At 56.4% G+C, this 20,105-nt stretch carries 19 protein-coding genes and 1 pseudogene; 8 read left to right on the top strand and 12 right to left on the bottom strand.

The window, feature by feature from the left end; translation table 11 throughout:
- Positions 1 to 69: 69 nt before the first annotated feature.
- Positions 70 to 2,349 (bottom strand): NADP-dependent malic enzyme, encoded by a 2,280-nt coding sequence (locus PGR91_RS02725; RefSeq protein ID WP_101573633.1) that lies wholly within the window; start codon positions 2,347 to 2,349, stop codon positions 70 to 72.
- Positions 2,350 to 2,479: 130 nt separating this feature from the next.
- On the opposite strand from PGR91_RS02725, the gene PGR91_RS02730 reads away from it, so the two are divergent.
- Positions 2,480 to 2,947, top strand: a complete 468-nt coding sequence (locus PGR91_RS02730) for a type I restriction enzyme HsdR N-terminal domain-containing protein (RefSeq protein ID WP_055202960.1) — start codon at positions 2,480 to 2,482, stop codon at positions 2,945 to 2,947.
- Here PGR91_RS02730 and PGR91_RS02735 read toward each other — a convergent pair.
- The 3 genes from PGR91_RS02735 to fabD form a co-directional block, all read right to left on the bottom strand.
- Positions 2,927 to 3,466 carry a GNAT family N-acetyltransferase gene (locus tag PGR91_RS02735; RefSeq protein WP_228385734.1) on the bottom strand — a complete coding sequence of 180 codons (540 nt, stop codon included), beginning with the start codon at positions 3,464 to 3,466 and terminating at the stop codon, positions 2,927 to 2,929. The genes PGR91_RS02730 and PGR91_RS02735 overlap by 21 nt on opposite strands.
- A 12-nt stretch (positions 3,467 to 3,478) precedes the next feature.
- Positions 3,479 to 4,708 carry an ROK family transcriptional regulator gene (locus tag PGR91_RS02740; RefSeq protein WP_055202962.1) on the bottom strand — a complete coding sequence of 410 codons (1,230 nt, stop codon included), beginning with the start codon at positions 4,706 to 4,708 and terminating at the stop codon, positions 3,479 to 3,481.
- Between the two features lie 310 nt (positions 4,709 to 5,018).
- On the bottom strand, positions 5,019 to 5,903 hold the full coding sequence (fabD, locus tag PGR91_RS02745; protein WP_118655596.1) for an ACP S-malonyltransferase: 885 nt from the start codon (positions 5,901 to 5,903) through the stop codon (positions 5,019 to 5,021).
- Positions 5,904 to 6,048: 145 nt separating this feature from the next.
- Here fabD and PGR91_RS02750 point away from each other — a divergent pair, with 145 nt between their 5' ends.
- The 4 genes from PGR91_RS02750 to PGR91_RS02765 all read left to right on the top strand — a co-directional run bounded on the left by PGR91_RS02750 (position 6,049) and on the right by PGR91_RS02765 (position 10,830).
- Positions 6,049 to 6,972, top strand: a complete 924-nt coding sequence (locus PGR91_RS02750) for a ketopantoate reductase family protein (RefSeq protein ID WP_172970722.1) — start codon at positions 6,049 to 6,051, stop codon at positions 6,970 to 6,972.
- 118 nt (positions 6,973 to 7,090) lie between these two features.
- Positions 7,091 to 8,506: a transglutaminase domain-containing protein gene (locus PGR91_RS02755; RefSeq protein ID WP_118655600.1), complete on the top strand. Its 1,416-nt coding sequence runs from the start codon at positions 7,091 to 7,093 to the stop codon at positions 8,504 to 8,506.
- 1 nt (position 8,507) lies between these two features.
- On the top strand, positions 8,508 to 9,680 hold the full coding sequence (locus tag PGR91_RS02760) for a C40 family peptidase (protein WP_101573625.1): 1,173 nt from the start codon (positions 8,508 to 8,510) through the stop codon (positions 9,678 to 9,680).
- 19 nt (positions 9,681 to 9,699) lie between these two features.
- Positions 9,700 to 10,830, top strand: coding sequence for an enolase C-terminal domain-like protein (locus tag PGR91_RS02765; protein ID WP_101573623.1), 1,131 nt, complete (start codon positions 9,700 to 9,702; stop codon positions 10,828 to 10,830).
- Positions 10,831 to 10,901: 71 nt separating this feature from the next.
- On the opposite strand, the gene PGR91_RS02770 is transcribed toward PGR91_RS02765, so the two are convergent.
- The 5 genes from PGR91_RS02770 to PGR91_RS02790 all read right to left on the bottom strand — a co-directional run bounded on the left by PGR91_RS02770 (position 10,902) and on the right by PGR91_RS02790 (position 14,228).
- The gene (locus PGR91_RS02770) at positions 10,902 to 11,042 is read right to left on the bottom strand and encodes a hypothetical protein (protein ID WP_153497722.1); all 141 of its coding nucleotides are present in this window, start codon (positions 11,040 to 11,042) and stop codon (positions 10,902 to 10,904) included.
- Positions 11,043 to 11,104: 62 nt separating this feature from the next.
- Positions 11,105 to 11,689 (bottom strand): RNA polymerase sigma factor, encoded by a 585-nt coding sequence (locus PGR91_RS02775; protein WP_055202974.1) that lies wholly within the window; start codon positions 11,687 to 11,689, stop codon positions 11,105 to 11,107.
- A 270-nt stretch (positions 11,690 to 11,959) separates the two neighbouring features.
- The gene (locus PGR91_RS02780; RefSeq protein ID WP_055202976.1) at positions 11,960 to 12,736 is read right to left on the bottom strand and encodes a zinc ribbon domain-containing protein; all 777 of its coding nucleotides are present in this window, start codon (positions 12,734 to 12,736) and stop codon (positions 11,960 to 11,962) included.
- Between the two features lie 16 nt (positions 12,737 to 12,752).
- The gene (locus tag PGR91_RS02785; protein WP_118655602.1) at positions 12,753 to 13,544 is read right to left on the bottom strand and encodes a Nif3-like dinuclear metal center hexameric protein; all 792 of its coding nucleotides are present in this window, start codon (positions 13,542 to 13,544) and stop codon (positions 12,753 to 12,755) included.
- 21 nt (positions 13,545 to 13,565) lie between these two features.
- Positions 13,566 to 14,228 (bottom strand): MerR family transcriptional regulator, encoded by a 663-nt coding sequence (locus PGR91_RS02790; protein WP_409049076.1) that lies wholly within the window; start codon positions 14,226 to 14,228, stop codon positions 13,566 to 13,568.
- Between the two features lie 203 nt (positions 14,229 to 14,431).
- Between PGR91_RS02790 and PGR91_RS02795 the strand changes: the two are divergent.
- The 3 genes and pseudogenes from PGR91_RS02795 to PGR91_RS02805 all read left to right on the top strand — a co-directional run.
- A pseudogene (locus PGR91_RS02795) lies at positions 14,432 to 14,776 on the top strand (riboflavin kinase); the annotation flags it as partial.
- Between the two features lie 63 nt (positions 14,777 to 14,839).
- Positions 14,840 to 16,252, top strand: a complete 1,413-nt coding sequence (gene ahcY / locus PGR91_RS02800; RefSeq protein ID WP_055203570.1) for an adenosylhomocysteinase — start codon at positions 14,840 to 14,842, stop codon at positions 16,250 to 16,252.
- 71 nt (positions 16,253 to 16,323) lie between these two features.
- Positions 16,324 to 16,563 (top strand): hypothetical protein, encoded by a 240-nt coding sequence (locus PGR91_RS02805; RefSeq protein WP_153497721.1) that lies wholly within the window; start codon positions 16,324 to 16,326, stop codon positions 16,561 to 16,563.
- An 80-nt stretch (positions 16,564 to 16,643) separates the two neighbouring features.
- Here the strand turns inward: PGR91_RS02805 and recJ are convergent, their stop codons facing one another.
- The 3 genes from recJ to lipA all read right to left on the bottom strand — a co-directional run bounded on the left by recJ (position 16,644) and on the right by lipA (position 20,069).
- Positions 16,644 to 18,410: a single-stranded-DNA-specific exonuclease RecJ gene (recJ, locus tag PGR91_RS02810; RefSeq protein WP_055202984.1), complete on the bottom strand. Its 1,767-nt coding sequence runs from the start codon at positions 18,408 to 18,410 to the stop codon at positions 16,644 to 16,646.
- 89 nt (positions 18,411 to 18,499) lie between these two features.
- A complete protein-coding gene (lipB, locus tag PGR91_RS02815) occupies positions 18,500 to 19,177 on the bottom strand; it encodes a lipoyl(octanoyl) transferase LipB (protein WP_101573615.1) in 678 nt (225 codons plus the stop codon).
- A gap of 7 nt (positions 19,178 to 19,184) precedes the next feature.
- A complete protein-coding gene (gene lipA, locus PGR91_RS02820) occupies positions 19,185 to 20,069 on the bottom strand; it encodes a lipoyl synthase (protein ID WP_118655606.1) in 885 nt (294 codons plus the stop codon).
- Between the last annotated feature and the right edge of the window lie 36 nt (positions 20,070 to 20,105).

Below are 20,105 nucleotides of genomic sequence, written 5' to 3' on the forward strand. Positions count from 1 at the left end.
GCAAATATACAAAAATAGCCGCCGGGTAAAAATGATCGGCGGCTATTTTTAAAAACGAGCGTTTTCCGGCTATTTCGGCTGGATCGTTTCCGCAGCGGCGATGACGCTCAGGTTGCGGATTGATCGGGTGCTGGCCACTTCCGGGATCAGGTGTACGCACGACTGGTTCAGTCCCATCAGGATCGGACCGTTGATTTCGGCGCCGCCGAGGATCTCCATCATCTTGTACGAAATGTTCGCGGACGACAGGTTCGGGAAGATCAACACGTTGATCTCGCGGTCGCCCAGCTTGTTGAACGGGTAGATTTCGTTGCGGGCTTTCTTGTTCAACGCGATGTCGGCTTTCATCTCGCCGTCGACCAGCAATTCCGGATACTGGAAGTGCAGGATTTCCACGGCTTTCGAGATTTTGGCCGCGAGCGGTTCGGTGTCGGTTCCGAAATTCGAGTGCGACAGCATTGCCATCACCGGTTCGATACCAAAATTGCGGACGGTCTGGGCAGCCATCAGTACGATGTTGACCAGGTCTTCGACGGTCGGACTCGGGTTGACGGCCGTGTCGGCGAAGAACATCGGTCCGCGCTTGGTCGTAACGATCTCCATCGCCGCGAGCGTCGTGTTGCTGTTCGTCGTAAAGATCTGGCGTACCGGGTTCAGCGCTTCGGTGTAGCGGTGCGTATAGCCGAGGATCGACGTATCGGCGTCGCCCGAAGCGACCATCATCAGCGTGAACCAGTCGCGGCGCATCATGTATTCGATCGCCTCGTGCATCCGGACGCCCTTGCGGCTTACCTTGTTATACAGCAGCGCTGCGTAGCGGCTGCGGCGCGCTTCTTCGCGGTCGCTGCGGAAGTCGACGATGCATTTCGGGTCGAGCGTCAGGTGGTTGTCCTTCAGCAGCGTATTGATCTTCGCACGGTCGCCGACCAGCAGCGGGATAGCGAGGTTTTCGTTGGCCAGGTGAACGGCGGCCTTGATCGTAGTCAGGCGGTCGCCTTCGCTGAAGACGATCCGGCGCGGCGCGGCGGTGCCTACTTTCGAGCGGATGGCGCGCATCAGCTTGTCGTCGCGCCCCATACGGCTGTCCAGTTCGGTAGCGTACGCTTTCCAGTCGGTGATCGTTTTGCGCGCGACGCCCGATTCGATAGCCGCTTTGGCCACGGCGACCGAGATGGTGGAGATCAGCCGCGGGTCGAGGGCCTTGGGGATCAGGTATTCGCGTCCGAACGAAATATTGTTGTCGTTGTAGGCGGCCGCTACGATGTCGGGCACCGGCTCCTTGGTCAATGCGGCCAGCGCCCGCACGGCGGCGATCTTCATCTCCTCGTTGATCTTGGTGGCGCGCACGTCGAGCGCTCCGCGGAAAATGTACGGGAATCCGAGTACGTTATTGACCTGGTTCGGATAGTCCGAGCGTCCGGTTGCGAAGATGATGTCTTCGCGGGCGGCCATCGCGTTGTCATATGAGATTTCCGGATTCGGATTGGCCAGCGCGAATACGATCGGGTTGTCGGCCATGCTGCGTACCATTTCTTGCGTCAGCACGTCGGCTACCGATAAGCCGAGGAATACGTCGGCTCCGACAAGGGCTTCTTCGAGCGTATCGACCTCGCGCGTAGTGGCGAATTTGGCTTTCGCCGCGTTCAGGTTCTGGCGGCGTACCGAAATGACCCCTTTGCTGTCGCACATGATCACATTCTCGGGCTTTACGCCCAGCGCGATGTAGAGTTTCGCGCAGGATACGGCGGCCGCGCCGGCCCCGTTGACCACTACCTGTACTTTTTCGATCTTCTTGCCTGCGATTTCGAGCGCGTTGAGCAGCGCCGCCGACGAAATGATCGCGGTGCCGTGCTGGTCGTCGTGCATCACCGGGATCGACAGCTCCTCTTTCAGGCGTTCTTCGATCTCGAAACATTCGGGCGCCTTGATGTCTTCCAGGTTGATCCCGCCGAACGTGACCGAAATGTTTTTGACGGTTTCGATGAACTGGTCGGTGTCTTTCGTATCGACTTCGATGTCGAATACGTCGATATCCGCAAAGGTTTTAAAGAGCAGCCCTTTGCCTTCCATGACCGGTTTGCCGGCCATCGCCCCGATATCGCCCAGCCCGAGCACGGCGGTGCCGTTCGAGATTACCGCTACCAAGTTGCCTTTCGCTGTATATTTGTACGCGTCGTCCGGATTGTCCTCGATCGCCAGGCAAGGCTCCGCCACTCCCGGGGAGTAGGCCAGCGACAAGTCTTTCTGTGTGCTGTAAGGTTTCGTTGGGATTACCTCGATCTTCCCCGGACGCCCCTCCGAGTGGTAGAGAAGCGCCTCTTCCTTTTTACTTTTAGCATTGTTTCCCATATCGCAAGTGTTTATTCAGATGATTTCGGTGCTCTGAAAAATCTTTGTTTATATTTGTAAGCCGGAAAATATGAGCCGGACGACTTTTTTTCGAAAAAATCGAGTACAAGGTACGAATTTTTATCGATAGATGGAGCGACTTTTTCAACTTAATTTTCCTCGTTACGTTTTCAGGCTCCGGATGGATGCCGCGCCGCCGCAGATATGGGACGGCGTCCGCAAACGGTGGCTCGTGCTGACTCCCGAGGAGTGGGTGCGGCAGCACTTGATTCGTTTTTTGGTGGAGGAGAAGGGGGCGTTTGCGGCGTGCGTATCTCAGGAACGTCCGGTGGAACTCGCGGGTACGCGGCAACGGGCCGATGTGACGGTGACCGGTCGGGACGGCCGGATCTGTCTGGTCGCGGAATGCAAAGCTCCGCACGTCCCGCTCGACGAGCGGGTGCTCGCCCAGGCGGTACGTTACAACAGCGTGCTGGAGGCTCCTTTCATATTGGTTACGAACGGGCTGCGGCATGTTTGCTGCCGGCGCGATGCGGAATCGGGGCGCTACTGCCCTACTGCCGAATTCCCCGACTTGTCACCATTTTTTCGGGTTTAGCAGTTGTAGCATGTACTCGTCCTGCCAGTCCGACGTGGTTTTCGTCCACTCTTTTTTAAGTCCGATCACCGAAAATCCCTTGCTTTTGAATAGCGCGAGGCTTTGGATGTTCTGCGACGGAATGTCGCAGTACAGTTGGTTGAGGTTCAGCACTTGAAAGCCGTATCGGATCACGATCGACACCGCATGAGAGGCGTAACCCTGCCTCTGGTCGCGCTGGTCGTAGATCAGAATGCCGACCCCCGCCCGGCAGTTGTACGGGTCGAGGTCGAACAGGTCGATGGCGCCGACGGGTTTCCCGTCGGCTTTCGATTCGATGATCAGCCGCAACTGGCGGGTTTCGTAGATATCGCGTTGCTGGTTTTCGATAAACTGTCGCAGCATGTGTTTCGAAAACGGGGCGACCGTGTTGCTCACTTTCCAGATTTCGGTGTCGTTCTCCCATTTGTACAGGATGTTGACATCTTCCGGCTCGAGCGCCCGCAGGCGGATCAGTTCGCTCTCCATCGGATTGGTCATGGCACGCCGCGTTTACAGTGAAATCACCTTGTTGCGGATCAGCATTGCCGCGCCGAGCGAACCGATATTGTCGTCGAGGTTGGTCGTGCGGAACAGCGTGTCGTTGTAAACCAGCCGCAGCGAATATTTGTTGACGGCCGATTTCAGCGGCAGCATCAGGTAGTCGCCGGCGTTGGCCAGGTTGCCTCCGATGATCACCTGTTCCGGGTTGAAAATATTGATCAGAAAAGCGATGCTTTTGCCGATTTTTTCGCCGGCTTCCTCGATCAGTTCGATTGACAGCGTGTCGTCGTTTTTGGCTGCCTGAATGATGTCGTTGATGTGGATCTTATGTTGTTTCTGGTATTTATCCATCAGGATCGTGGTGCGTCCGTTCTTGATCTGCTGGATCATCTTGTTTTCGATGGCGATTCCGGAAACTTCCGTCTCCAAACACCCTTTTTTACCGCAGTCGCAGATGATCTCGTTATCGAAATAGGGCGTATGGCCGAATTCGCCGGCAAAGCCCGATTTCCCGTAGTACAGGTTGCCGTCGATGATGACTCCGATGGCGACGCCACGGGCGAGGTTCAGGTAAACGATGTTCTTTTCGGAACCCGTGCATCCTTTCGTATATTCGCCGTAGCAGCGGGCGCGGGTGTCGTTTTCGATCAGCACCCGGTGTCCGAGCCGTTTTTCCATGATCTCGCTCAGCGACTCTTCGCGCGAGGTGAAATATTTGTAGCTGCGTCCGGTTTTCGGATTCACGCGCCCGGCAATGCAGATTCCGATGCCGAGCAACTTCGAACGGTCTATTTTGCTGTCGTTTATGAACCGGTCGATCGAAGATCCGATTTTGTCGAGGCATTCTTCCGTGTCGTCGAGGATAAAATCTTGCTCGTGTTCCAGTTGGATGATGTTGTTGTGCAGGTCGGTAATCACCATGACGATCTGATCGCGACTCACTTCGATGCCGGCGAAATAGATGGCCGAATGAGTCAGACCGAAAATGTTCGGCCGGCGTCCGCCGCTGGTTTCGATCTTGCCGCGGTCGGCGATGATGTTTTCGGAAAGGAGTTCCTCGACCAGTTTGGTGACTGTCGGGATGCTGACATGCAGCTCCCTGGCCAGATCCGCCAGCGTACATTCTCCTTCGATCGCCATGCGGGCGATGATATTGCGTTTGAGAATGTTGTTTTTTTGAACGATTCCTTTGGCCTTGCCGTTTTCCGGCTGATTGAAAAATTCCTGTAATGAACTCATGGGGTTAAATTCTGTTATGGTTTGATGTTAGGTTTTTCTTTGTCGGGATTCCGAAAGTTCCGGTCCGCCGGCCTCGAAGTCCGCTGATAGCCACTCATTCTTATCTAATTGGGAAACGGCGGTTTCCTAAATTTAGAATGGTGGCGTTGGTTTTCTTTGAGTGCAAAATAACGCAAAATTTTTCATATATCCGACCGAATTAGCCGAAATATTAAAATCTTACGCCCTCTTATTTCATAAAAAAACCGCACTAGTAAAACGTGCGGTTCGGGAAAATCGTATGAGTATCAGCCGTTTTTTTCGGTCGACATTACAATGTTTGCTTCGATTCGCAAACGGCGGCGCGGTCCACTTTCTTGATCAGGCCCTGCAATACGCTGCCGGGGCCGAGTTCGGTGAACTGCGTGGCTCCGTCGGCGATCATGTTTTGCACGATCTGTGTCCAGCGCACCGGAGAGGTCAGTTGGGCGATCAGGTTGGCTTGGATTTTAGCCGGATCGGTGTACGGTTTGGCGTCGACGTTCTGGTAGATCGGGCAGACCGGTTCGGCGAATGGAGCGGCTTTGATGGCGGCTTCGAGCTCTACGCGGGCCGGTTCCATCAGCGGCGAGTGGAACGCTCCGCCGACGTTCAGCTTCAGCGCGCGTTTGGCGCCCGCCTCGGTCAGTTTGGCGCAGGCGGCGTCGATCGCTTCGTTGCTGCCCGATATTACCAACTGTCCCGGACAGTTGTAGTTGGCCGGAACGACTACGCCGTCGATCGCGCTGCATATCTCTTCGACCGTGGCGTCGGGCAGGCCGATGATGGCGGCCATCGTCGACGGATTCTGTTCGCAGGCTTTCTGCATCGCCATCGCACGTTTCGAAACCAGGCTCAGGCCGTCTTCGAAACTCAGGGCTCCGGCGGCTACCAGCGCGCTGAATTCGCCCAGCGAGTGTCCGGCCGTCATTTCGGGTTTGAAGTCCGCGCCGAGCGATTTGGCCAGGATGACCGAGTGCAGGAAGATCGCCGGCTGGGTTACTTTCGTCTGCTTGAGCTGTTCGTCGGTTCCGGCGAACATGATATCGGTGATCGGGAAGCCGAGAATTTCGTTGGCTTTTTCGAACAGTTCTTTTGCAAGGGGAACGTTGTCGTACAGGTCTTTGCCCATTCCGACGAATTGGGCGCCTTGACCCGGGAATACGTATGCGTGCATATTTTTTCGTTTAGTTGGTTAACAGAGAACAAAGATAAGTAATTTTGCCGAAACCCGGCAACTGTTCTCGACGGGGGGCGTATTTCGCAACGAAATGCTCCGGTTTTTGCTACCTTTGCGGAAAATCAAATCGTTCGGACTGATTATGAAAACGAAAATAGCCATCGTAGGGACGGGCGGCGTCGGCGGATTTCTCGGCGGTCTGCTCGCCCGCCGTTACCGGGACGACCCGGAAGTGGACATCTATTTTATTTCGCGCGGACAAGCCCTCGAAAATATCCGAAGCAGGGGATTGATCGTCGAGTCACAGCAGGGAAATTTTACGGCCCGCCCGAAAGCGGCGACCGATTCGGCCGCCGAGATTGGCGAAATGGATTACATCCTGCTGTGCACGAAGGCCTATGATATCGAAGGGGCCGTCGGGCAGATCCGCCCGGCCATCGGGCCGCGGACGGTGATCCTGCCGTTTCTGAACGGCGTGGATAGCGCCGAGAAGATCAAACGAATGCTGCCCGGACATGCCGTGTGGGACGGGTGCGTGTATGTGGTTGCGTTTATCGTCGAGCCGGGCCGTATCGCCGAACATACCAACGGTTACCGTTACCTGTTCGGTTCCGCGCAGGGGCCGGACGAACGACTCGAAGAACTGGAGCGGATTTTTACCGGCGCGGAAGTCCGCGCCCGGTTGGTTCCGGATATTACCCGGCGAGTCTGGGACAAGTTTGCGTTCATCTCGACCGTGGCCACGGCGACTTCCTATACCGACGAGCCTTACGGCGGCGTGCTTGGCAACCCGGACTACCGGGCGCAGTTCACGGCGCTGCTCGATGAATTTCAGGCGGTGGCGAAGGCCAAAGGAATCGTCCTGTCCGACGGGATCGCCGCCCAGGTGGTCGATCAGATGGAACGGATTCCGACCGATACGACGACCTCGATGCAGCGCGATTTCCGGGCGCACCGCAGCACCGAACTGGAGTCGTTGACCGGCTACATCGTGCGCGAAGGGAAACGGCTCGACGTTCCGACGCCGACTTACGACCGGATGTATGCCGGATTGCTGCAACGTTAACGTATTTTGATCGTGATCCGCATACCTCTCCGGCCGCCCGGTTGCGATTTCCGGGCGGTTTTTTGTTGCCATTGGCCGGTAAAATGCGTAGTTTTGTGAAAATATAGACTGTTTCGGAATGAATCTGTTCAAGTTTTTTTGTCCGGTGCTGTTGGGAGCGTTGGTTTCCTGCGCCGGACGATCCGATTGGCGGAAAGATGCGTCGAATCTGATCGGAGAAGGTCGGTTTTCGCAGCTGGACTCGTTGCTGGAAGAGGCGGAACCCGGCGCGTCGGAACAGGAGCTGCGCGCGATCGACTCGCTGCGGGAGGTCATGCGGCGTTTGCGTATCGAATTTTGTTATAACGAAGAACAGATTCTCTCCCGGATCCGGCAGCGGGTGTCCGATACGGTATCTCCGGAGCAGATCCGTCGATGGGAAAAGTCCGGGAAGTTGGAGATGCGGCGGATCGACAGCCGGAAGCGTTACTTCAGCCGTTCGGTAGGCAACCTGATTCTGCTGGCCCCGGAACTGGAAGGATTGCGGCGGATCGACTCGTCGGAGATCGGTTTTCGGGAAAGGCACGCCGCGCGGGTGATTGCAGCGACCGATTCGCTGGGAATGTGTACGAATCCGGTGACGATGACGATTCGCTATACGCTTGTCGTGGAACCGGATGCCGTGCCGGAGGGCGATACGATCCGTTGCTGGCTGCCCTATCCGCAGGAAGGTTTGCCGCGCCAGACCGGTGTCGAACTGATTTCGGCATGGCCTGAGCGGTATGTCGTGGCTCCGAAGGGAACTCCGCAGCGTAGCATTTGTTTCGAACAGCCGGCCCGTCGCGACAGCGCGACCGTTTTCAGGCTCGCGTTCCGGGTGACGACGCGTGCGCAGTATTTCGATCCGGAGGAGCTGTCGAAGCGGGTCGAACCGTACGATACCCTTTCGGAAGTTTATCGCAAATATACGGCCCAGCGTCCGCCGCACCTCGTTTTCAGCGAACGGATCGAACGGAAGGCCCGCGAGTTGGCCGGCGGCGAGACCGATCCGGTGCGGATCGTTTCGCGGATTTACGATTGGATCGACGACATTCCGTGGGCGGGGGCGATCGAGTACGGCGTGATCCCGAATATTCCCGAGTACGTGCTCGATGCCGGACACGGCGACTGCGGACAGGTGAGCCTGCTTCTGATCGCGATGTTGCGCAGCGTCGGGATTCCGGCGCGGTGGGAAAGCGGTTGGATGCTGCATCCGGGACATGTCGGTCTGCACGACTGGGGATCGGTTTATTACGAAGGCGTCGGGTGGGTGCCCCTCGATATATCGTTCGGCAAACTGGCTGCGAGCGCCGATCCGGCCGTCCGCGATTTCTATAAAACGGGCATGGACAGCTACCGGCTGGTCGTGAACAGCGATTACGGGTATCCGTTCGATCCTCCGAAACGGCATATGCGTAGCGAGCCGGTGGATTTTCAACGCGGCGAAGCGGAAACTTCGGAGCGCAATCTCTATTTCGACGAGTGGGATTATCACATGGACGTTACATACGAATAGAATGAAGAGGATAACGAAAAAGGTTTTATGGACGGCGGCGCTGACACTGGCCGTTTGGGGCGCGAAAGCGCAATCCGCCGGCGATCTGGTGGAACAGGTGCGCGCGCGGTACGCTCCGGACAAACGGGTGGCGGTCTTCGAGATCGAGGCCGAACAGGTCAACGATACGCTGTATATATTAAAGGGCAAGTGCGACGATCCGGAAGCCGTTCGTGCGCTCCGCGAGCGGTTGAGGCGGGGCGGGGTCGCCTTTGAGGATTATACGACGCTGCTGCCGTCCCGTGCGCTCGGCGACCGGACGCAGGCGCTCGTCACGCTGTCGTCGGTCAACCTGCGCACCGCTCCGGCTCATGCCGCCGAGTTTGCGACCCAGGCGATCCTCGGAACGCCGTTGCGGGTGCTCGACGTGCAGGGCGGCTGGTATCGGGTGCAGACTCCGGACGGTTATATTTCGTGGGTGGACGACGATGCGATCGCACTGAAAACACCCGGTGAGATGGAGTCCTGGCGGATGTCACAGCGGTTTATCTACACCGGATACATCGGATTCGTCTACGCTGGGCCGGACGAGGAGGGTTCCCGGGTTTCCGATCTCGTGCTCGGAACGGTGCTGGAGGTCGATCCGGCGGGTAAGACGAACCGGAAGTTCATTGCCGTCCGGCTGCCGGACGGACGCTCCGGTTATGTGAAACGCAGCGAAACGCAGGATTTTACCGAATGGGCGGCCCGGGAGTTGCGGCCGGACGGCCTGGAACGCACGGCGCGCAGCATGATGGGAGTGCCTTATCTGTGGGGAGGAACTTCGGTCAAAGGGGTCGACTGTTCCGGAATGGTCAAGACGGCCTATTTCGCCAATGGCGTAATCCTGGCGCGGGACGCTTCGCAGCAAGCCCTGACCGGGGAGAAGATCGCGCCCGAAGCGTGGCGGGATTGCCGCAAGGGCGACTTGCTGTTTTTCGGCAACGCGCAGACCGGCCGCGTGACGCATGTGGCGATGTATCTCGGCGACGGAAAATTCATCCATGCTTCGGGGCGCGTCAAGGTCAACAGCATCGACCCGCAAGCGGAGGACTTCGTCGGGTATCCGTGCCTGTCGATCAGCCGGATCGTCGGCCGGATCGGAACGCCCGGTATCGCGCGGGTGGCCGGCCATCCGTGGTATTTCAACCGATAATCCTATCAATCCGATAACCATGAACAGAAGAGACTTTTTGAAGACCACGGCGATGGGGCTCGTTACGGCCGGGGTGGCCGCTTCGCCGCTGCTGGGCGCTTGTGCGGGGAAACCGAAAAAAGGGCGTAGCGGGAAGCTGAATTTGACGTTCGAGCCGTACGATCTGAAGTTGATCCACCCGTTTACCGTGGCGGTCAATACGCGTACGCATACGCCCGACGTACAGGTGCAGCTCGAGTACGACGGCGTGATCGGCTACGGCGAAGCGTCGATGCCGCCTTACCTCGGCGAGACGCAGGAATCGGTCTGCAAATTCCTCGGATCGCTCGATCTCGGCCAGTTCGCCGATCCGTTCCGAATGGACGAAATTCTCGAATACGTCGATTCGGCGGCTCCTGACAACCGGGCGGCGAAAGCGTCGGTCGATATCGCGCTGCACGATCTGACCGGAAAGCTGCTCGGTCAGCCGTGGTATAAGATATGGGGACTCTCGCCGGAGAAAGCTCCCGACACGTCGTTCACGATCGGGATCGATACGGCGGACGTCGTACGCAAGAAAGTGGAGGAGACGTCGCCCTATAACGTCATTAAGGTGAAGATGGGGCTCGACAACGACAAGGAGCTGGTCGAAATCATCCGTTCGGTGACCGATAAGCCGCTGTGCGTCGATGCCAACCAGGGTTGGAAGGATAAGGAGAAGGCGTTGGAGATGATCGAGTGGCTCAGCGAACGCAATACGCTGTTCGTCGAACAGCCGCTGCCGAAAGAGATGATCGACGAGACGGCATGGATTCGGGAGCGAAGCCCGCTGCCGATTATGGCCGACGAGTTTTTACAACGGCTGCCGGACGTCCGGCGTGCCGAGGGGGTGTACGACGGGATCAACATCAAGCTGATGAAGAGTACCGGCCTGCGTGAAGCCTATAAAATGGCGGTGTTGGCCAAGGCGTTGGGAATGAAACTGATGATCGGATGTATGACCGAGACTTCCTGCGCTATAACGGCGGCGGCCCAACTGGCGCCGATGATGGACTGGGCCGACCTGGACGGCAATCTGCTGATTTCGAACGACCGATTCGACGGGGCCCGGATCGTCGATGGGCAGGTGACGCTGCCCGACCGTCCTGGAATCGGGGTCGTTCCGGTTTAGATTTTTTGAAGAGTACGAGTAAGGAATATAATAAATAAAATAAAGGGCGCCGAATTGAGCGCCCTTGGTTTTTACTTTTTGTTTAACGCCTCTCTCAGCAGGCAGTCGACTAAAATCAGATCATTGTCTTCCCCCACTACTTCTTTGGAGAAAAGTTCTTCATCAGCCAGCCTTTCGGCATTAAAACCGTACTCATTGTAACTTTCGTCCATAGGCACAATTTGATTTTGATCGTTTGTACCTATATAACGCCCGACTCCGGCGATTATTGCCTTTAACTCAAGATTAACTGCTTTTCGTCGATCATTTTGCGCATGTTGATCAGCGCATAGCGCATCCGTCCGAGCGCCGTGTTGATGCTGACGTTGGTTTCGTCGGCTATCTCCTTGAAACTAAGTCCCATGTAGTAGCGCATCAGGACGACTTCTTTTTGTTCGGCCGGCAGGAAATCCACCAGTTTGCGAACATCCTCGGCGATCTGATCGGAGATCATCCGGTCTTCGACCGTCGAATCGGAGAGTTTCCGGTTGTTCAGCAGGTCGTATCCGGCTTCGCCTTCGGAGATGTGGTTTTGCTGTTTTTTCTGTCGGAAATGGTCGATCACCTGATTGTGCGCGATACGCAGTACCCACGAAAGAAATTTTCCGTTTTCGGTGTATCGTCCGTCGTTCACGAAACGGATTACTTTGATAAGAGTTTCCTGGAAAATATCGTCGGCCAGGTCCCGGTCCTTGACCATCATGTTGATGTAATCGAAGACCCGTCGCCGGTGCCGGTTGACAAGTACAGTTACAGCATTCTCATTGCCTGACAGATAGACATTAAGCAAATCGTTGTCACTTAACTTCTTCAGATTCATATACTACTCGTTATTAGTTTAGAGTAGATATTCTCGATAGGCAATTCTTTTAAATAATTAGACTTTAGCGTCGCAATATACATAAATTTTTTGAATTCGCAAATTTTTCTACTCAACATGATTTCGATCCTTTTTACAAAAGCTGTGCCATAATTTGATAAACAGCCTGCTGGAAATTTGCGGGAATCAAAAAATCTGCAAAATTTCCGGAAATACGGAATTTGCAGATTCGGGATAAGACGGATCGGGAAAATCCCGGAGCGTTTTGGCCTATTCTTCGGCGTTGTTTTCGTCCAACAAGTTGGATACCAGAATCCGGCCGCAATATTCGCAAACGATGATTTTCTTATTCATCCGGATGTCCAACTGGCGCTGGGGCGGGATGCGGTTGTAACAGCCGCCGCAGGCGTCGCGTTTCACGGTAACGACTGCCAGTCCGTTGTGCACGTTTTCGCGGATGCGTTTGTAAGCGGCCAGCAGCCGGCTGTCGATTTTCACGGCGGCGGTTTCCGACTGCACGGCGAGGCTTTCGATCTCTTTGGCCGTCTCCTGGTCGATGCTTTCCAGCTCCGCTTTCTTGGCGGCGAGGTCGATTTTGCGGTCTGCTACGATCGCCTGAGCGTCTTCGATCATTTTTTTCTTGACCTTGCTGTCCGCACTGTATTCCTTGATTTTTTTCTCACACAGTTCGATCTCCAGCTTCTGGTATTCGATCTCCTTGGACAGGGAATCGAACTCCCTATTGTTGCGGACGTTGTCCTGCTGGTGTTCGTATTTGGCGATCAGCGTTTTGGCCTGCTCGATCTCTTCCTTGCGCTGTTTGGTCGAAGCCGTCAGTCCGTCGATCTCGGACGTGATGTTGGCAATGCGGGTTTCGAGACCGGCTATTTCGTCTTCGAGATCCTGCACTTCAAGCGGCAACTCACCCTTGATCTTGTTGATTTCGTCGATTTTCGAGTCGATTTTCTGGAGCTCGTACAACGCGATGATCTTTTCCTCTACGGAATAGTCGTTCGATTCGTTGTTTTTTCTGCTGGATGTCGCCATATCTGTAAGAAATTTCTTAAACTAAATAATTTACCGGGTTTATCGAATGTTCACTCTTGCGAACTGCAAAAGTAGCTATTTTTTTTGTAATAATATCATGCAAAAGTGCTATTGCGCAATATTCGCTTTCGAAATGTCCTACGTCTGCCGCGACGATCCGTCCGTCCGGAGTGTAGAAATCGTTGTATTTGAAGTCCGACGACAGGTAGAGATCCGCGCCCGCAGCGACGGCGTCTTCGATCATCGAAGCTCCGGCTCCGGTGCACAGCGCTATGCGTGAGACGGTTTCGCGGCACAGGGCGCTGTAACGGATCGCGCCGCAGTTTAACAGTCGTTTGGTCTCTCGCAGAAACTCCAGCGTCGGGCGCGCTCTGCCGGGCAGTTCCCCGACGATGCCGAACCCCGATTCGGGAACTGTTTCCGGATTCGGTTTCAGCGTCCGCATATTTTGCAGTCCGAGCAATTGCCCGAGCCGGAAACTCATACCCCCGTCGGCGCTGTCCAGATTGGTGTGCGCGGCATAGAGCGAGATGCCGGCGATCAGGCAGCGCGCGGCGATCCGTTGCGAAGCGTCGGCCCCGACGATCCGGCGTAACGGGTGGAACAGCAGCGGGTGATGCGACACGATCAGGTTGGCCCTGTGCCCGATCGCTTCGTCGACGACCGTTTCGGTGACGTCCACGCAGATCAGAACGCCCGTCAGTTCGGCATCCGGGAATCCGATGTTCAGCCCGCTGTTGTCGTAGGTTTCCTGCAGTTGCAGCGGAGCGAACTCTTCGATGACGGTTGCTACGTCGCGTATTTTCATGTCGTTCGTTTTATCGGATGGTTAAAACAGCGATTGTTCGACGATTACCGGACGCCGGGGCTGTTCCGGTTCGGGCGTTGCGGTCGGTTCTTCCGTGCGGGCGGCCTCTTCCGGCAGGTCGAAACGCGGCGCGGCGGTCGCCGGCTGCGGCGGGATCGGGATCTCGCGCTGCAAAAACCGCGGTACGGCCGGTCCTTCGACGGATTCCTCGGCGGCGGGCGGCGCGTCCGGCACGGCTGCGGCATCGGCTTGCAGCGACGGTGGCGCGGTCTCCGGCACCGAGGTGTCGATGAAGATTTCGTCGCCGCCCGATTTCAGCTCTTCGCGGACTTCCAGCAGCAGGGCGCGCATACCCTGTAGTTTTTCGATGATCTCGAGGTTGCGCTCCACGCCTTCGCGGTTGTCCCGCAACCGTTTGGCCGCTCCGGCGAGCGTCATCCCGTTCTCTTTGACCAGGTGATAGATCAATTTCAGGTTTTCGACGTCTTTCGGCGTGAACAATCGGTTGCCCTTTTTGTTCTTGTCGGGTTTGAGGATGTCGAATTTCTGTTCCCAGAAACGGATCAGCGACGGATTGACGTCGAACATCTCCGACACCTCCCCCATCGTGTAGTATATTTTGCGGTTTTTGCGCTCCATCGTGTCAAAATATGCGTACCCTTTCGTAGCCCAAGCAAGGTACAAAAAACAAACCTTTTTGTCAATGCCTTTTCCGAATTTCCCGTCCGGCGGAAAGCGGATGCGTGACATTCCGTTCGCAAATCTTGATTATTCTTTCTACATTTGCAGGCACAAATGTAAGCAATAAAACAGAATCCGCAGCCTGTTTGCCGTTTCCGGCGGAGCTTTCGTCCGGGGTGCGCGGCGTGCGGAGTTTATTTTTCAGGATGGATTTTCAGATTACGGGCGAAGTGGTCGGCGGAAACCGGCTCGGCCGCCGGCTCGGTTTCCCGACGGCCAATCTTGCCGTAGGCGAGTCGGTGCCGGCGCGTAACGGCGTGTATGCCGCGCATTTCACGGTGGACGGGAAGGTGTGGCCCGCGATGGTGAATCTCGGGCGTAAGCCGACGGTGGGCAGCGGTTTGGATCGGGTGCTCGAAGCGCATGTGCTCGGGTTCGACGGCGATCTGTACGGTCGCACCGTTACGGTCGACCTGTTGGAATTTATTCGCAGCGAACGGAAATTCGGGTCTGTCGAAGAGCTTCGGCGGCAGATCGAAGCCGACCGGGCGCAGATCGTCCGGTTTTTCGAAAAGAACGGGAAGAAGAACGATAATCATAAAAAAATACGGAATATGTTGTTGGATTTGAATTTGCCTTACAAAGTGGCCGACATCGCGTTGGCCGGCTGGGGACGCAAGGAGATCGAGATCGCCGAGAAAGAGATGCCCGGACTGATGGCCGTCCGCCGGAAGTACAGTGCGCAGAAACCGTTGCAGGGGGCCCGCGTGATGGGGTCGCTGCACATGACGATCCAGACGGCCGTGCTGATCGAGACGCTGGTCGAGTTGGGAGCCGACGTGCGGTGGGCCAGTTGCAATATTTTTTCGACGCAGGATCATGCCGCCGCCGCGATCGCTGAGGCCGGCGTGCCGGTGTTCGCCTGGAAGGGCGAAACGCTCGAAGAATACTGGTGGTGTACGGCGATGGCGTTGAGTTTTCCCGGCGGCAAAGGTCCGAATCTGATCGTTGACGACGGCGGCGACGCTACGCTGCTGGTTCATAAGGGATATGCGGCCGAGAACGATCCGAAAACGCTCGATTACGCTCCGTCCAACCATGAAGAGGCGGTGATTCTCGACGTTCTGAAAAAATTGTTGGCCGAGGATAACGGCAAATGGCACCGCACGGTGGAGGCGTTGAAAGGGGTTTCCGAGGAGACTACGACCGGCGTGCACCGGCTGTATCAGATGCAGGCCCGCGGCGAGTTGCTGTTTCCGGCCATCAACGTGAACGATTCGGTGACCAAAAGCAAGTTCGACAACCTGTACGGTTGCCGCGAATCGCTGGCCGACGGGATTAAACGGGCGACCGACGTGATGATCGCCGGCAAGGTGGTGGTCGTATGCGGTTACGGCGACGTGGGCAAAGGCTGCGCCGCGAGTATGCGTTCTTACGGAGCACGGGTGATCGTGACCGAGATCGACCCGATCTGCGCGTTGCAGGCCGCGATGGAAGGATTCGAAGTGAAGACGGTCGAAGACGCCCTGCCCGAAGGCAATATTTACGTCACGACGACCGGCAACTGCGATATCCTGCGGGTCGAACACATGGAAAAAATGCGCGATCAGGCGATCGTCTGCAACATCGGGCATTTCGACAACGAAATCCAGATGGATAAGCTGAACGCCTACCCGGGGATCGCGCGCACCGAGATCAAACCGCAGGTCGACAAGTATACGTTCCCCGACGGACACGCCATTTTCGTGCTGGCCGAAGGGCGTTTGGTCAATCTGGGTTGCGCGACCGGCCATCCGTCGTTCGTGATGAGCAATTCGTTTACGAACCAGACGCTGGCGCAGATCGAGCTGTGGACCGAAAAGATGGAAGTGAACGTTTACCGCCTGCCAAAGCACCTCGACGAAGAGGTGGCTCGGCTGCATCTGGAGAGCCTCGGCGTGCACCTGACCAAACTGACGCAGAAACAGGCCGATTATATCGGCGTGCCGGTCGAAGGTCCTTACAAGGCCGATTTCTACCGGTATTAGGATAAAACGGTATTTCATCGCTCTATCGGAAGCGACTTCTCGGACGGGGAGTCGCTTTTTTGTATATGTGTTTGGATTATAGGAATATTTTTTTAGCCGAGGGAACGGTCTTCAACGGGGTTGGCGGAACCTACCGGCTCGACGGGGATACCTATACCGAAACGATCGATTACGGCTTGCCGGGGATGGTCCGTTTTATCGGGAAACAGGCCGTCTATCAAATCGGCGTAGAGCGGGATACGATGCGGATATCGGGAGTGCTCGACGATCAGATCGAAGTGCGGGAGGTCTGGGTCAGGGTGCGGAAATAACGGAGAAACGATGCCCGTTTGCAATAAAAAGAGACTATCGCCGCATTGCGGGACAGTCTCTTGCGTTTTTCCTCGGAAAATTATTTTACGGGCGTTTTTTTGATGTCTTTGATTCGCAGTTGGGCCGACACGGTGCCCCGGTAGTGGTTCTCGACGACCGAATAGCAGACGTCGATGCATTTGCCCGAACGCACATGCTCGTAATGGGTCGGTTGCTGGAACGCGATGGCCGGGATCGATGTGTTCGGTTTCTGTCCCTGGATCAGGTCCATTTTCAGGTGTTCCTGCTCCGCCCCGACCAACCGGGCGTCGCCGCGGTTGCTGACGCCGCGCGTTACGAATACCGGCGCGTTGTTTTCCGGGCCGAACGGTTGGAAACGGTTCAACGTCGTCCGGAATTTGTGCGTGATGTCGCTGAACAGCAATTCCGAGTCGATCTCCACCTGCGGGATCAGCATTTCGGGATCGATGTGCTCCTCGACATAATCGTTGAACCGCCGCGTGAACTCTTCCACGTTTTCGGGCCGCATCGTCAGGCCTGCCGCATAGATATGTCCTCCGAAATTTTCCAACAGGTCGGCGCACGATTCGACGGCCTGGTACAGGTCGAAACCCGGCACGCTGCGCGCCGAACCGGTGACGTACCCGTTGCTCATCGTCAGTACGACGGTCGGCCGATAGTAAGTCTCGATCAGCCGGGAGGCCACGATGCCGACGATCCCCTTCATCCATTTCGGATTATAGATCACCGTGCTTTTGCGGTTTTTCAGTTCCGGCCGGCTTTCGATGATCTCGTGGGCTTCCTGTGTGATCGAACGGTCGATGTTCTTGCGGTCCTGATTGCAGGTGTCGATGAAGGCCCCGTATTCGGAGGCGACCTCTTCGTCGCGCGCCACCATCAGGTATACGGCCGAGTGTCCGCCCGACGGAGCGGCGTTCTCGTCGTCGGAATCGACTTCCATGCGGCCCGCCGCGTTGATACGCGGCCCGATCTTGAATACGATGTCGTCGATGGTGATGACATGCTTGTCGAGGCCGCAGATTTTAATGATCGACGAAAGGCCCTTGCCGGGCTTTTCGTTCAGGCGTTTGAGGCCGTAATAGGCCAGAATCCGGTTTTCGCCTACCAGCGGCACGATGTCCGAGGCGATGCTGACGACTACCAGGTCGAGCAGGCATTCCACTTCCGAGAAAGGCAATCCTTTGAACTGACAATACCCCTGTAGCATTTTGAACCCTACGCCGCATCCCGACAGTTCCTTGAACGGATAGTTGCAGTCGGGCCGCTTGGAGTCGAGCACCGCCACCGCTTCGGGAATGGTGTCCCCCGGCAGGTGATGGTCGCAGATGATAAAGTCGATTCCTTTGGTCTTGGCATAGGCGACCTTTTCCGTCGCTTTGATCCCGCAGTCGAGCGCGATGATCAGCCCCACGCCCTTGCGCTGCGCGTAGTCGATCGCTTTGACCGAAATGCCGTAGCCTTCGGTGTAGCGGTCGGGAATGTAGAACAGCAGCGACGAGAGTCCCAGCCGGCGCAGGAACGAATAGACCAGCGCGACGGCGGTCGTTCCGTCTACGTCGTAATCGCCGTAGACCATGATCGGCTCGTTTCGTTTGACGGCTTCGTCGATCCGTTCGACGGCGCGGTCCATATCCTTCATCAAGAACGGATCGTGCAGGTTCTCCAGTTTCGGGTTAAAGAATTGCCATGCTTCCTCTTCGGTTTCGATGCCACGCTGAACAAGTAGGTTGGCAAGCACCGGCGGGATATCGAGCGCGGCGGCCAGCGCGGCCACCTTCGCAGCATCCCCTTGGGGCTTGAGTACCCATCTTTTTTCTGCTGACATAACGTTTTTTATTTATTAATTGCTTATTAATCAAATTTTAATCCGTCCCTGTTTCCCGGGCGACGGGCCCCGGCCCTTCCCGCGTGCCGTCACCGTACCTCGCAGCGGAGCAATTGTCCGAAATGCGCGGCGAATTTGCGGGCGACCTCTTCCAGCGTCGGCCGCATCCCGGTCTCCTTTTCGATCGACGTGACTCCTTTGTCGACGAATCCGCACGGATTGATGTACGAAAAATAGCGCAGGTCGGTCGTTACGTTCAGCGCGAAGCCATGCATCGTTACGTAACGGGACGCTTTGACTCCGATCGCGCAGATTTTTCGCGCGCGCGGGGAATCTCCTTCGATCCATACGCCGGTCGCGCCGGCGAGTCGTCCGCCGGCGATACCGTATTCGGCGATCGTCCGGATCACGCTCTCCTCGATCGTCCAAATATAATCCTTCAGGTTCGTGCCGAGCCGTTCGAGATCGAGAATCGGATAGCCGACCAACTGTCCGAGACCGTGGTAGGTGATGTCCCCGCCGCGGTCGGTCTGGAAATAAGTGGCCCCGATCCGTTTCAGGAAACCGTCGTCGACCAGCAGGTTCGACGCGTGTCCGCTTTTGCCGAGCGTATAGACGTGCGGGTGTTCGACGAAGAGCAGTACCTGCTCCGCTTGTCCGCCACCGTTTCGTTTGGCGTCCAGCAGGGCGTTGAAGAAGCGTTTCTGCTCTTCCCAGGCTGCGGAGTATTCCGTCCGTCCGACGTATTTGCTGGTAACGGTTTCCATGTTTCGTTTATTTTTTGCTTCCGCAACATTGCATCGCCTTCTCGGCCATGTAGGACGAACGCACCATCGGGCCGCTTTCGACGTAAAGCATACCGCGTCGCAGCGCTTCTTCCTTGTAAGTTGCGAATTTTTCAGGAGTTACGTAATCGGCGACCGGCAGGTGTTTCAGCGTGGGCCGCAGGTATTGGCCGATCGTCATAATCCGGACGCCGTTGGCGACCAGGTCGTCGATCGCGGCGAGCACTTCGTCGTCGGTTTCGCCGAGACCGACCATCAGGCCGCTTTTGGTTCGGCAGCCCGACCGCGCGATATGCGACAAAGTTTTGAGACTGACTTCGTAACGGGCGCGCGAGCGCACCTGCGAAGTCAACCGGGCGACGGTTTCGACGTTGTGTCCGATAATATCCGGTTTGGCGGCGATCACCGTGTCGATCAGATCTTCCCGCGCATCGAAGTCGGGAATCAGCAATTCGATCGAAGTATCCGGATTTTCGCGGCGAACGGCCCGTACCGTTTCCGCCCATATTTCGGCTCCGCCGTCGGGCAGATCGTCACGCGTTACGGAAGTGACGACACAATGTTTCAATCCCATCAATCGAACGGAACGGGCGAGTTTCTGCGGCTCATCCGGGTCGGGCGGTAACGGTTTTCCGGTGGCTGTCGCACAGAACTTGCACGAACGGGTACAGATTTCACCCAGGATCATGAAAGTCGCTGTTCTGCGGCTCCAGCATTCGGCTTGGTTGGGGCATCGTCCGCTGCTGCATATCGTATGCAGCCCATGTTCCTGTACGATGCGAGCCACTTCGCCGAAATTACTACTGTTATGGAGCTTGATTTTCAGCCAGTCCGGTTTTTTATGTCGCGTTACCTCATCATGACAATCAGGCATTTTTAATTTTATTTACTTTCCAATTGCTACAAATGT

The sequence above is a fragment of the Candidatus Alistipes pullistercoris genome (assembly GCF_027665465.1).
In the GTDB taxonomy this organism is placed as follows: Bacteria; Bacteroidota; Bacteroidia; order Bacteroidales; family Rikenellaceae; genus Alistipes_A; species Alistipes_A hominis.